We start from the raw sequence: 12,976 nt of genomic DNA on the forward strand, positions 1-12,976 counted from the left end.
TAAATCCCCGGATTCACCGGTTGCGCTGTTCACACAATGACCGGTAGTCAAGAACAATTTTTTAAAGAGGAGCATAAATGAAAAAGGCACTAGCAACCTCCGCACTTGGGTTGATCGCCCTCGGCGCCCACGCCCAGAGCAACGTCACGCTGTACGGTATCGTCGATACGGGTATCGGCTACCAAAGCAGCTCGGCCGCGCTCGGTTCGAACTCGGGCGGCCGCTCGGTCGTCAAGATGAACAACGGCATCTGGGCGGGCAGCCGCTTCGGCCTGAAGGGCGGTGAGGATCTTGGCGGCGGCACGAAGGCCATTTTCCAGTTGGAGCAGGGCTTTAACAGCGCAACCGGCGCACAGGGCGTGAGCGGCCTCGCGTTCAATCGCCAGGCATGGGTTGGTGTGACGAATACCACGTACGGTACGCTGACTGCGGGCCGCCAGTACACGTCGTACTACACGCTGCTGTCGCCGTATAGCCCGACCACGTGGCTCACGGGCGCATATGGCGCGCACCCGGGCGATATCGATTCGCTCGATACGCTGTACCGCGTGAACAATTCGCTGGTCTATACGTCGCCGAGCATGCACGGTTTGACGGTGAGCGGTTCGTATGCGCTCGGCGGCGTGGCGGGCCGACTCAACGCAGGCTCGACGTGGAGCGCGGCAGTGCAGTACCTGAACGGTCCGTTCGGTATCGCCGCTGGCTTCCAGCGCATCAACAACTCGACCTCGGGCGGCGGGGCGTGGGGCACGGATTCGACGGCGTCGAATAACGGTGCTCAGCCGGGCGTGTCGGGCATCAACAACGGCTACCGCACGGCGCAGGCTCAGCAGCGCGTGGCGGTCACCGGCGGCTATGCCTTCAGCTCGCAATTCGACGTGTCGTTCTCGTACTCGAACGTGCAGTACATTCCCGGCGTGGGTTCGGCTTTCCGTAACGAAGCGATCTTCAACACGGTTGGCGCAGTGCTCCACTTCAAGCCGATCAGCGCGCTGGACCTGGCTGCAGGCTATAGCTACACGCGTGCAACGGAGGCCAATGGTATTTCGAGCGCGGCTCGTTATCACCAGTTCAACCTCTCGCAGTACTACAGCCTTTCCAAGCGTACCGGCCTGTACGCGCTGGAAGCGTATCAGCGTGCGAGCGGCCAGACGATCGGCAACAACGGCATCAGCATCATCAATGCAACGGCCGATATCGGCGACGGTCAGAACAGCGCACCGTCCTCGTCGCGTAGCCAGTTTGCTGCCGGCGTGGGCATCATCCACCGCTTCTGATCTGTTGGCATAGTGGCGGCGTGTTGTTACGCCGCCACAGCGGCGCATTTTAATCACGCGTCGCCGACCATGAAAAACGCTGCGCGCGACGCGCCCAGCGTTTCAATTCAACTCTCGCTGTCGGACCACAAGCGTCCTCCTGTTGCCCAGTTTTCGCGCTTCACGTCGGTGAGAATAATGTCCACCGAATTCAGCTCGACGCCGAGCGACTCGCAGGTCGCTTTCGTGATTGCTTCGACAAATTGGCGTTTCTGCTCGAGCGAGCGGCCTTCAAACAGTTCGATATGAAACGTGGGCATGGTTTGGCTCCGTTGAAAACTTGATTGGCACAGGGCGCCGCGAATCCGGCTGCGCTTTTAGCCGCTTTTTAGCCGCTTTTTAGCCGCTTTTTAGCCGCTTATTAGACGCCTTTTAGCGCTTACTAGTGACGATAGGCCGGATCGAGCCTGTCGAGCTTGCGCAGCAACGCCGGCCATTCAAGCGTTCCTTCGATCGCACCGCCATCGCACAGTTGCTCGGCCGCGCGCGCGGCTACCGTGTCGTCGGGCACGACGAGTTGCGCGCCGCAAGCCTGTGCCTGCAACTGGATTTCGCACGCTTTGAGCAACGTGGCCATCAGCACATACGCTTCGGCGACGGTGCGGCCCACGCTCATCGTGCCGTGATTGCGCAGCAGCATGGCCGGTTTGTCCGCGAGATGCTCGACGAGGCGCCTGCTTTCGGCCGGCGTAAAAGCGAGCCCTTCATAGTCGTGATACGCAAGCTGACCATAAAAACGCAGCGCATGTTGCGACGCGGGCAGCAAACCCGCCGGCTGCGCGGAAACGGCCACGCCCGCCGTATTGTGCAGATGCATCACGCAGAACGCGTCCGCGCGCGCAGCATGCACGGCGGCGTGAATCGCGAAGCCGGTTACGTTCACCGCGTGTTCGCTTGAGCCGACGATGTTGCCGTCAATGTCGATCTTCACGAGGTTCGACGCGCTGACTTCGTCGAATGCGAGGCCGAAAGGATTGATCAGAAAGTGGCCTGGCTCGTCCGGAACGCTCGCGGAGATGTGCGTGTAGATCAGGTCGTCCCAGCCATTGAGCGCGACGAGGCGATAGGCGGCCGCGAGGTCGACGCGAGTCTGCTGCTCCGCTTCGGACAGCGGCCCGGACTGTGCAATGCGGCCAGCGGGTGTGTGGATGAACGACATACATGTCTCCTGATGTTGCCTTGATGTTGCCTGACGTATATCTGTGTCTGCACGAACGTGGGCGCGACTTTCAGCAGGCGACGCGCTGCCTTAGCCACTGCACGCTCCACGTCGCGGCGACGAAGGGCGCGGTCAGCGCCGGCAGTCCAGCGTGAGTGGCCGCCGCTTGCAAACCCACCGAAATCGCCACGCTGCCGACCATCCACCCGATGCCGGAATCGGTCAGCGCAAGCGCGCTGAGTGCGCCGTTGAATCCTAGCAGGCCTGCGTCGAACGAGCTTGCCGCCGTACCCAGCAGAACATGCGCGCCGCTCGCGAGGGCCGCGCCGGTCAGCGCATATAGCGCGTGCCGTGTCGATGCCGCCGCGATGCCGATCAGCACGAGCGCACCGGCCATTGCGTTCGAGGCAAAACCAGTTTGCGCGAGGCCGGCGAGCACGCCGCTGCCAAACTGCGCTGCGCCGAGCGTATGCGTTGCTGCAAGATCTGCCGGCGCAGGTCCGCTTGCCGCCATCGGCAGCCAGAGCCACGTGACGATCAGGCATGGGCTCGAAAAGTAGCCGAGCCCGTGCGCGCGCAGCCATCGCGACCACGGTTCGAGAAGCCATGCGGTGCCGGTGGCCGCGAGAATCGCGATTGCAGCGGCTGTTGCATCGTCGGCGACGAAGCTGAACGCGGCGAGTCCGGCCAATGCGCCGTTGAAGCCGTGTAGGCCCGCGCGCATGTCGTCGTCGGAAGAACCGGCCAGTACCGCACTCACGTTGGCGGCGACGGCACCGATCAGCGCCGCGCACGCGAGACGCGGATCGCACAGCAGCCAGGCGGCGATGAGGCAGGCGCCGGTGAAGGCGTTCGCTTGCAGCACGATCTGGCCAAGGCTGCGCAGCAGTGTGCGCAAGGCGGGGTGTGCTTCGGTGGCGGCGGCGTACATGGTTTCTGGAGCAATGAGCGTCCGACGGCGCGCGTGCTCGAAATGGAATTACGCGCGGCGGGCGAACAGGTGCGAACCGCGAGCATAGGGCAGTGGCGCGGCTGCGCGCATGCCTGCGCGTTGATAGTGGCTATTTGCAATAGCCTACATATGACAGCGCGGTGAGCGTATGCATCGGCGATTGTCTAGCGTTCGCGCTACGATACGAAACCGGTGCGCGTGCCGCGCCTTTCATGTGAGGAGACGATCCAATGCGGGAACTACGGTGGGCATCGCAAGAGGGCGACGGCATCGAACATCTGGCGTTCGACGCGCGCAACGACGGTTTCGAGGTGGAGAGCGTCGTGGTCGGGCAGCGCTATGGCAAGGCCTACGGGCTGCACTACAAGGTGCGCTGTGACGCGCAATGGCGCACGCGTTTTGCGTGGCTGAAGATCGCCGGCGGGGGAGAACTGGAATTGCGCGGCAACGGCGAGGGCCATTGGCACGATGGGCACGGCCTCCTGTTGAGCGCGATTGAAGGGTGCATCGACATCGATATTGCCGCCACGCCGTTTACTAATACATTGCCGATTCGCCGGCTGCAACTCGCGCAAGGGGAACGTCGGCCTATCCAGGTCGCCTACGTTTCCACACCGGACTTGCAGGTAACGCGCGTCGAGCAGGCGTATTCGTGCATCGAGCTCAACCGCGAGTACCGCTATGAGGGCATCTTCCGCGATTTCACGGCGAATATGAAGGTGGACGACGATGGGCTCGTGATCGACTACCCGACGCTTTTCACTCGCCTGCCGCGCGAGCGTTGAACGACGACGTGACCGAGCCGCCCGGCCCGGCTAGATGCCGCGCGACAAAGCGTTCGATGTTCGCGGCAATCAATTGCGGCTCGCGCAGCACGACCCAGTGACCTGCGTCGAGCTCGATGCGTTCGTAGGGACCGAGCCAGCCTTCCTGTCCTACGGACAATTCCAGCCCGACATAGCGGTCGCGCAGCGGCACGATGAACTGCACAGGCGCATGAGCGTGGCTCACGTGCGGATGCAATAGTTTGTCGATGAAATTCGCGCGGTAAAGGTTCAGACCGTTGATCGCGTTGCGCATCTGCGCGGGGTCGCGCGACGCTTGCACCCGTTCGGTCACTCGCAGCCACAGCGGCCACATGCGTGCGCCGCCCATGCGCCACACCAGTTCCGGCAGCCACGGCAAATGAAAAAAGAAGATGTACCAGGACCGGAGCGTTTGCCGAATGCCGCTACCCCGCGATTGTTTCGCCATCCTATGTTTATTGCCTGAACCATGCCTGCCGCGCAAGGCGGGCGACGCGTGATCAAGGCACGGCCCGGAAATCGAGGTGTATGACCTAATGCGGCCTTTGAATTGCGGGTCCGTTACCGCTTCCCAGCCTTGAATGGAGCCCCAGTCGTGACCGACAAGATGAAAAGGCTGCTGGCCGCAGGTTGCATTTGCGACTGCGGCGAGATCGGCCGCAAGCCGATCGAGACGGTAGGCACTGCGCGTTGCCGGTGCTTCCGATGCGCCGGCGCCGCGCACGTCGTAACTTATGACGCGGTAGCGCGAGTCGAGTTGCGCGCGCACGGCCTCCCATATTGCAGCCGAGTCGGGATAACCGTGCACCAGCACGATCGGCGGCGCGTCACGCGGTCCGCTCACGTAAGCCGCGAGCCGCACGTCGCCGGCATCGACCGACAACGTGTCGCGCATCACGCAGCCGCCTGCGCGCCGCGCCGCGCGGCTCTGCGCATATTCGGGTCGGCCGCGTTGGAAGCGTCGACGGCCGCTACAAGGCCGTCGATACGCGCCAGTTGAGCGCGATTGTCGTGGTCCCACGGATGAAAGCCCGGCCGGAAAAAAACTCAGCCATTCGCCGGCAATGCGCGGAAAAACACCATGCCTTGGGCCGTACAGGTACTGTACGACGCGCCACATGCCACGCAAATGATCGCCGCGCTTGCGGTCCGCTATCAGCAGGCGCACATGGAAGTCGAACACGATCAGCCAGAACGTGATGGTTGTCGCAAGCATGACGCCCGTGCGCAACAGGTAACGCCCGAGGCCGGGCTTGAGCACCGTATTCCACACGTCGTAGGAAACGGATTTGTGCTCGGTTTCTTCCAGCGCATGCCATGTCCACATGTGCGCGTAGCCGTCGACGGATCCCTCGATGCGCGACGCGTCTTCGAGCAGCAAGCCGGCGAGCATCGCGGTGTAATGTTCGAGGCACACGGTGACCGCCAATTGATACGAATGCGGCAACACCTTACGGCCAAAGTTGAGGATTGCCCACAGCCGCTTGTCGAGCTTATGCGCGGGCAGGCCGGCCTGTTCCAGCAGATCGTTATATTCGACGTGCTCGCGCGTATGCATCGCTTCCTGACCGATAAAACCGAGCACCTGCTTTTTCAGCAGCGGGTCGTCGATCCGGTCGCGATAGTTGCGCACGCTGTCCATAAAAAAGCGCTCGCCAGCCGGGAACAGCAGCGAAAGCGCGTTGAAGAAGTGTGTCACATGCGAGCCTTGCGCGTGCCAGTCGCAGGCACGGTCCTGCGGAAGATTGAAGCGCAAGTCGCGGCGAACGGGCATCATGGCCTTTCTCCTTGAGTTCCTTTAAGCGTGTGGATGGTGCTCTGCGGCCGTGGCATCAGGCACGCCGGCCGGCGAGTTGCGCCGCACGCCGCGCGCGTTTCTCCGCAATGCGCTTCATGCGCCGCGTTTGCAGCACGACGAGTACCTGATAGGCCGCGGGCAGCGTGCGTGCGAGCCAATCGGCGGCACGCGCATCGCGGCCGATCAGCACGCGCCGTTTGTTCCTGCGAACGCCGTCGAGTATCACGCGAGCGGCTTCGTCGGCGGTCGTGATAAAGAACTTCTCGAAGTCGTCCTTGCCCTGCTGCTCGTTTTCCAGCATGAAGCCGACCATGTTCGGCGCAATACGGCTCGACTGTGCGATGCTCGTGCGGATGCCGCCCGGATGTACGCACGTGGCCGACACGCCGCATTTCACCAGGTCCAGTTCCTGGCGCAGCGCTTCGGTGAAGCCGCGCACGGCGAATTTTGTCGCGTTATAGCCGCTCATGCCCGGTTGCGAAAAGAGACCGAACACACTCGATGTATTGACGATGTGGCCTTCGCCTGACGCCTTCAGATGCGGCAGAAACGCTTTCGTGCCATGCACGACGCCCCAGAAGTTGATGCCGACGATCCATTCCAGATCCGCGTAGTCCATGCCCTCAATCGTGCTGGACAGCGCGACGCCCGCGTTGTTGAAGACGAGGTTGACGCGCCGATGCTGCTCGACGGCTTCCGCTGCCCACGCGAACATTGCGGTTCGGTCCGACACATCGAATACGGCAGTGGTGATGAGAAGCGGCGCGCCGACGATGTGTGGTGCGGCGGCCTGCGCAAGTCGAGCGGTTTCCTCGAGACTCGTTGCGTTGCGATCGGCGAGTGCAAGGTGACAGCCTTCTCGCGCGAGCCGGATCGCGAGCGAGCGGCCCATGCCCGAACCCGCGCCGGTAATCGCGGCTACCTTGTCGGTGAAATGCTTCATTGGTTTTATCTCCTGTCCTCTCTGAACGTGCGTTGTCGTTATGTGTATTTCAGATTGCTTCGGCCGACGCGGAAGCCGCTGCATTGCCGTGCGCGTGGGCGCTTTGTGACGAGACGGCATGCATGCTCACTGTTGGGGACGCAGGCGCATACGCAAAGTAATCGTCCATGCTGAAGGTGCTCGTGGCCTGGCGGAATTTGTATGCGAACCCTGGCCACAACGTGGTGTTCCTGCCGGTTTTCGGATCGAGATACCAGCTCTTGCAGCCGCCGGTCGACCAGATCGCGCGGCCAAGCTTCTGCTGGATCCGTTCGTTGTATGCGCGCTCCACGTGCGGGCGAACTTCGATCGCCTCTGCACGTTCGGCGCGCATCGTCTTGAGCGCACGCAAAATGTATTCAACCTGCGACTCGATCATGAACACCATCGAGTTGTGACCGAGACCGGTGTTCGGACCCACGATCATGAAAAGGTTCGGATAACCAGGCAATGTCGTACCAAGGTAAGCATGCGCGCCGTCGCGCCAGGTATCGGCGATGTCGACGCCGCCGCGGCCGCGCACCACGCCTCGCGGGAACGGATCGGCGACCTGGAAGCCGGTGCCGAAAATCAGGCAGTCGGCCGGATGACGCACGCCGTCGCTCGTGATTACCGCGTCTTCCTCGATGTGCTCGATCGCGCTCGCCGTTACCGATACGTTCGCACGCGAGAGGGCGGGGAAATAGTCATTCGAAATCAGGATGCGCTTGCAGCCCATCGTGTAGTTCGGCGTGAGCGTCGCGCGCAATTGCGGATCGCGCACCTGACGGCGCAAATGCCGCTCCGCGACTTTCTGCGCGGTCTTCATCAGCGACGGATGAACCGCGAAGCCGAGCGCGCGCGATTCGAGCATGCAGTAGAGCGCCGAACGCAGGAGCTTTTGCGTGAACGGCACGTGTCTGAAAAGCCACTGTTCGAACGGCCGCACCGGGCGGTCGGCCTTCGGCATGATCCACGGCGGGGTTCGCTGGAACAGATCGAGATGCGCGACGCGCGGCGCGATTTGCGGCACGAACTGGATCGCGCTCGCGCCGGTGCCGATCACGGCGACACGCTTGCCTTCGAGCGGATAGGTGTGGTCCCAGTGCTGCGAGTGAAATGCCTTGCCCCTGAATCTCCCGATGCCGGGAATGTCCGGCACCGACGCGCGCGAGAGGCCGCCCATCGCCGAAACCAGCACGCGCGCCGACCACCGTTGTCCGTTGGCAAAGCTCAGTTGCCAGCGGAGGCGCGTGTCGTCGTAGACCGCGCTCGCGAGTTCATGGCCGAAACGCAAATGACGCTCGACGCCAAAACGCCGCGTGCATTCTTCCAGGTACGCGCGGATTTCCGGCTGACGCGCGAACATGCGGGTCCAGCGCGGATTCGGTGCGAACGAAAACGAATAGACGTGCGATTGCACGTCGCACGCGCAGCCAGGGTAATGGTTGTCGCGCCATGTGCCGCCGACCGAATCGGCCTTTTCCGCGACGATGAAATCCGTGAACCCGGCCTGTCTCAAGCGAATCGCCATGCCAAGCCCGGCAAAGCCGGTGCCGATAATGGCGATGTCGGTTTCGACGGGCGTGGATGCGTCGTGGGCCGCGGCGTCGTGAGGCATGCGTGCGTTCATCCGGACCGTCTCCTTTTTACGCTCACTACTGTTACATTGAGTGATGTAACGATAGGAGGCCGAGACGAATGACGCAAGCGGGCGTCTAGACGCTCGACTCTAGGACCGGGCAGCGCGATGATTCATGTAATCGCGCGACGCGCCGACTGCCACACAGCGTTATTTTTTCGGCCGCTTCACTTTGCCGGCGGCGCCCTTTGGCGCAGAGCTTACAGTGCGATGACCCAGTTTCTTTTCCATGATGGCCGCGACGCGATCGCCGAGGTAATCGCCGGATGCCTCTTCCAACGCGCGATTCATTTCGCTTTCTACGAGCACCATCGCGAGCGGCCGCACACGCCAGATGGCGTCGACAAGGGCGGGCACGTCGGCAGGCGGCGGCAGTGCGTCGGGGTCGTAGCGGTCCAGTTGACGAACCACCAGATCGACGAGGGCCTTGGCCACCGCGCTGAAATGCGGCCGCGCGATGCCGACGGCGTCGAGCAGATCGGCAAGCAGGATGCCTTCTTTCGCGAGCGTGGCGCCGGCGGCGAGCGCAGTGGGACTATCGGACACGAACGACAGCCCGTCGCGTTCCAGAAGGCCGAGATCGACCGCTTTCGCGAGCGCGCCGGGCGAAGCCTTGTCGCCGAACATATGCAGGAGTTCGATCAGCGAATACTTCTTCGGATGTTCGCGCGACCAGCGACCGCCGATTGCAGTTTCGAGGCCCAGAATAGAGCGAAGATCGTGGCCTTCGTCAACGGCCTTGATCAGATCCTGAATGTTAGCGAGCGTGTAGCCGCGGGCGAGTAAATGATTGATCAGCTTCAGACGCGATACGTGCGTGTCGGCATACACGCCTACACGCCCGCGCTTTTCGGGTGGCTCGAGAAGGCCGCGGTCCTGATACGCGCGCACGTTGCGTACCGTCGTGTCGCTTACGCGGGCGAGTTCGTCGACGGTGTATTCGTTGCGCGGCGCGGCGCCGGTGGACACGTCCGAGGCGTCCGGCGACGAGGGCGGCGAGGCGGAAGGCGGCGTCTTAGGCATGCGCGGGATTTTACCCCGCTGCCTGGAGGCGGACCAGCACGACGCTTCCTCTGCGGCGTTAGGGTTCCGAATCCGGCGGCGTCGAAGCGCCCGCGCCCAGCGTCCGTTGCATTAGTGTGGTGTCGAGCCAGCGGCCATGTTTGAAACCGACGGCCTTTAATGTGCCGGTCAACTCGAATCCCAGTTGCTTATGCAGCGACAGCGATCCGCCGCTGCCGCCGTCCGCGATGACGGCGATCATCTGACGCCAGGGCCCTGTTTCGCATCGCTCGATCAGCGCTTGCAGCAGCACACGGCCGAGGCCTCGTCCGCGATAGGCGTCGCTCACGTAGATCGAATCTTCGATGGTGTTGCGATACGCGGCGCGAGGGCGGTACGGCGTCGCGTAACAGTAGCCCGCGACCTCGCCGTCGATCTCGGCAACCATGTACGGCAGTCCCTGGCTGCGCACGGACGCGAGCCGCGTGCGCAGATCGTCGACGGAAGGAGGGACTTCTTCGAACGATGCAACGCCGGTCAATACATGGTGCGCGTAGATCGTCTGGATCGCGGGCAGATCGGCTTCGGTAGCGTCGCGAATCAGCGGGGCGCTGCGGGACGACGTGGCGGTTTCATCGGTTGCGTCCGAGGTGACGGATGCGGGGCGGGCTGTGCTCATACGTAGTCCTGGTGCGGCCGGGTGTGTGGCCTGTTGTGTCGTTCTTCCGAGGATACGTTTTACTATGCCCGCCGCGCGCACAAATTTGAAGCCAGTCAAAAATCCTTGCGTAAAGACGCTGCCGCGCGGTTCAGGCCGCGCGCCGTGCCGGCGCCGTTTTCGAGAAACGCCGCGCGCCCGCCACGCACGCCACCACCGCAACGGTGACCACGATCATCGAGGGCGGCACTTCTTCGTGCAGCAACAAGCCGGCGAGCAGCAACCCGAAAAAAGGCTGTAGCAATTGCAACTGTCCGACTCCTGCGATGCCGCCGAGCGCGAGGCCTCGATACCAGAACACGAAGCCGATCAGCATGCTGAACAGCGACACATAGGCGAGGCCCCAGAGCGCTGTATGACTAACGCCGTCGAACGAAGCGGGGCGGCTCCACCACGCGAGCGGAAGCATGACAGGAAGCGACAGCACCAGCGCCCACGAAATGACCTGCCAGCCGCCGAGGTGCCGCGACAGCCGCGCGCCTTCCGCATAGCCGAGCCCGCACGCGACGATTGCGGCGAGCATCAACGCGTCGCCTATCGGAGACGCGTCGAGGCCGTGGCGCATCGCAAACGCGACCACCGCGCCGCTGCCGAGCGCCGAAAACAGCCAGAACGCCGCTTGCGGACGCTCGCCGCCGCGCAACACGCCGAAGATCGCGGTGGCGAGCGGCAACAGTCCGACGAACACGATCGCGTGAGCGGAACTCACGTGACGAAGCGCGAGCGCCGTCAATAACGGAAAACCGACCACCACGCCGAGCGCGACGATCACGAGCGGAACGACGTCGCGCCGCGCAGGACGCGCCTCGCGGAACACGAGCAGCAGCATCAGACCCAGCGTGCCCGCGATGGTGGCGCGCGCGACCGTCAGGAACACGGGATCGAGTCCTTGCACGGCGAGCCGGGTGGCGGGCAGCGAACCGCTGAAAATCAACACGCCTATGAGTCCGCTCAGCCAGCCGTTCGTTGTCTTGTCCATCGGAAAGGTCCATGCGCATTGAAATGAAGCATATAGCATCCGCTTTCACCGCGGAAACGTTAAGCTACGGATCAGTACAATTCATGCAAACTGTACCGACGAAGGAGCAGTACAGATGGAGCAAAGTGGCCAGAAGCAAGGGGTCGAAAGACCGCAGGGCACGCGTGTGGGCACCGTCATGGACAATCTGCGCGAACGCATTGCAAGCCGCTCGCTGATGCCAGGCGCGCGCGTGCCGTCGATTCGCGTCATGACCGAGGCGCTCGGCGTGTCGAAGTCGACGGTGGTCGAGGCGTATGACCGGCTCGTTGCCGAAGGCGCGATCGTGGCCCGGCGCGGCTCCGGATTTTTCGTGTCAGGCCATGCGCCGCCGCTCGCGCTCGCCGATCTCGGGCCGCGGCTCGATCGGGAGGTGGATCCGCTGTGGCTCACGCGCCAGTCGCTGCAACCGGGCTCCAAAGTGCTGAAGCCGGGTTGCGGCTGGATGCCGGCCTCGTGGCTGCCCGAGGACGGCTTGCGCCGCGCGTTGCGGGCGATAGCGCGCGATCCGCAGTCGCCGCTCGCCGATTACGCGAACCCGTACGGCTTGCCCGGGCTGCGTCAGCAACTCGCGTGGCGGCTCGCGCAGCATGGCGTGGAAGCGCCGCCCGAGCAGATCGTCCTGACCGACGGCGGCACGCATGCGCTCGACCTCGTGTGCCGCTTTCTGCTCGAACCCGGGGACACGGTGCTGATCGACGATCCCTGCTATTTCAACTTTCAGGCGCTGTTGAGGGCGCACCGCGCACGCATCGTCGGCGTGCCTTATACACCGTCGGGCCCGGATCTCGCGGCCTTCGAGCGCGCGCTGATCGAGCATCGTCCGCGGCTTTATGTGACCAATTAGGCGATTCATAATCCGACCGGCGCGACGCTTGCACCGGCGGTCGCGCATCGGTTGCTGAAGCTCGCGGGCGAACACGGTTTGATTGTTGTCGAGGACGATATCTTCGCCGACTTCGAGGACGAAGCCGCGCCGCGTCTGGCGGCCTTCGATGGACTCACGCGCGTGGTGTCCATCGGCAGTTTTTCGAAGACGCTCTCCGCGGCGGCGCGTTGCGGCTACATCGCCGCGCGCGCCGAATGGATCGAGCCGCTGATCGACCTGAAGCTCGCCACTTCTTTTGGCAATGGGCAGCTTACGGCGAGCGTCGTGCATCGGTTGCTGGTGGACGGCACCTACCGGCGTCATCTGGAGTCGATGCGCGCAAAGCTCGCGGACGCGATGGGCGAGACGATGCGGCGCCTCGGTTACGCCGGTCTCGACGTATGGACACGGCCACGCGCCGGCATGTTCGTGTGGGCACGTCTGCCCGGTTCGCTCGATGCTGCCGACATCGCGCGCCATGCGTTAGCGGCGAACGTGGTGTTCGCGCCGGGCAACGTGTTCAGCGTCTCGCAGTCGGCGGCGGGCTACTTGCGCTTTAATGTGTCGCAATGCAATCGGCCGAAAGTGTACGAGGCTTTGCAGCGTGCGATGGACAATGCCGCTGCGTCCAGCGAGCGCCAGCGGGCGTAATCGCGCATGCAGCGCTTGTAGTTGCAACTGCACCCGCACTTGCACCCGCAGTTGCCATTTGCCGCTAGCAGTCACATCCGCCACT

The 12,976-nt window shown here is 63.3% G+C and carries 11 protein-coding genes and 2 pseudogenes; 3 read left to right on the plus strand and 10 right to left on the minus strand.

Translation table 11 applies throughout. The features are described from left to right. Positions 1-77 precede the first annotated feature (77 nt). Positions 78-1,277, plus strand: coding sequence for a porin (locus tag F759_RS0111710; RefSeq protein ID WP_027800020.1), 1,200 nt, complete (start codon positions 78-80; stop codon positions 1,275-1,277). A 107-nt stretch (positions 1,278-1,384) separates the two neighbouring features. Here the strand turns inward: F759_RS0111710 and F759_RS0111715 are convergent, their stop codons facing one another. The 3 genes from F759_RS0111715 to F759_RS0111725 all read right to left on the minus strand — a co-directional run bounded on the left by F759_RS0111715 (position 1,385) and on the right by F759_RS0111725 (position 3,406). Then, positions 1,385-1,609: a 4-oxalocrotonate tautomerase gene (locus tag F759_RS0111715; RefSeq protein WP_274533473.1), complete on the minus strand. Its 225-nt coding sequence runs from the start codon at positions 1,607-1,609 to the stop codon at positions 1,385-1,387. 89 nt (positions 1,610-1,698) lie between these two features. Then, the gene (locus F759_RS0111720) at positions 1,699-2,475 is read right to left on the minus strand and encodes a class II aldolase/adducin family protein (protein WP_027800022.1); all 777 of its coding nucleotides are present in this window, start codon (positions 2,473-2,475) and stop codon (positions 1,699-1,701) included. A 70-nt stretch (positions 2,476-2,545) separates the two neighbouring features. Next, on the minus strand, positions 2,546-3,406 hold the full coding sequence (locus F759_RS0111725; RefSeq protein WP_027800023.1) for an urea transporter: 861 nt from the start codon (positions 3,404-3,406) through the stop codon (positions 2,546-2,548). 251 nt (positions 3,407-3,657) lie between these two features. Here F759_RS0111725 and F759_RS0111730 point away from each other — a divergent pair, with 251 nt between their 5' ends. Further along, positions 3,658-4,212 (plus strand): putative glycolipid-binding domain-containing protein, encoded by a 555-nt coding sequence (locus tag F759_RS0111730; protein WP_027800024.1) that lies wholly within the window; start codon positions 3,658-3,660, stop codon positions 4,210-4,212. Here F759_RS0111730 and F759_RS0111735 read toward each other — a convergent pair. The 7 genes and pseudogenes from F759_RS0111735 to F759_RS0111765 form a co-directional block, all read right to left on the minus strand. Continuing rightward, positions 4,187-5,131, minus strand: coding sequence for an alpha/beta fold hydrolase (locus tag F759_RS0111735; RefSeq protein ID WP_027800025.1), 945 nt, complete (start codon positions 5,129-5,131; stop codon positions 4,187-4,189). The genes F759_RS0111730 and F759_RS0111735 overlap by 26 nt on opposite strands. After that, positions 5,128-6,010 (minus strand): annotated as a pseudogene (locus F759_RS37600) (metal-dependent hydrolase). Before F759_RS37600 ends, F759_RS0111735 begins: the two are co-directional and overlap by 4 nt. 55 nt (positions 6,011-6,065) lie before the next feature. Next, positions 6,066-6,974 (minus strand): SDR family NAD(P)-dependent oxidoreductase, encoded by a 909-nt coding sequence (locus F759_RS0111745; protein WP_027800026.1) that lies wholly within the window; start codon positions 6,972-6,974, stop codon positions 6,066-6,068. A 49-nt stretch (positions 6,975-7,023) separates the two neighbouring features. Continuing rightward, positions 7,024-8,625 carry a flavin-containing monooxygenase gene (locus F759_RS0111750; RefSeq protein WP_027800027.1) on the minus strand — a complete coding sequence of 534 codons (1,602 nt, stop codon included), beginning with the start codon at positions 8,623-8,625 and terminating at the stop codon, positions 7,024-7,026. A gap of 159 nt (positions 8,626-8,784) precedes the next feature. After that, positions 8,785-9,657 carry a MerR family transcriptional regulator gene (locus F759_RS0111755; protein WP_027800028.1) on the minus strand — a complete coding sequence of 291 codons (873 nt, stop codon included), beginning with the start codon at positions 9,655-9,657 and terminating at the stop codon, positions 8,785-8,787. A 58-nt stretch (positions 9,658-9,715) separates the two neighbouring features. After that, on the minus strand, positions 9,716-10,315 hold the full coding sequence (locus tag F759_RS0111760) for a GNAT family N-acetyltransferase (RefSeq protein WP_027800029.1): 600 nt from the start codon (positions 10,313-10,315) through the stop codon (positions 9,716-9,718). 130 nt (positions 10,316-10,445) lie between these two features. Next, positions 10,446-11,333 (minus strand): DMT family transporter, encoded by an 888-nt coding sequence (locus F759_RS0111765; protein ID WP_027800030.1) that lies wholly within the window; start codon positions 11,331-11,333, stop codon positions 10,446-10,448. A 115-nt stretch (positions 11,334-11,448) separates the two neighbouring features. Here F759_RS0111765 and F759_RS37605 point away from each other — a divergent pair. Further along, a pseudogene (locus tag F759_RS37605) lies at positions 11,449-12,891 on the plus strand (aminotransferase-like domain-containing protein). Positions 12,892-12,976 lie beyond the last annotated feature (85 nt).

This window comes from Paraburkholderia dilworthii (genome assembly GCF_000472525.1).
Classification (GTDB): domain Bacteria; phylum Pseudomonadota; class Gammaproteobacteria; order Burkholderiales; family Burkholderiaceae; genus Paraburkholderia; species Paraburkholderia dilworthii.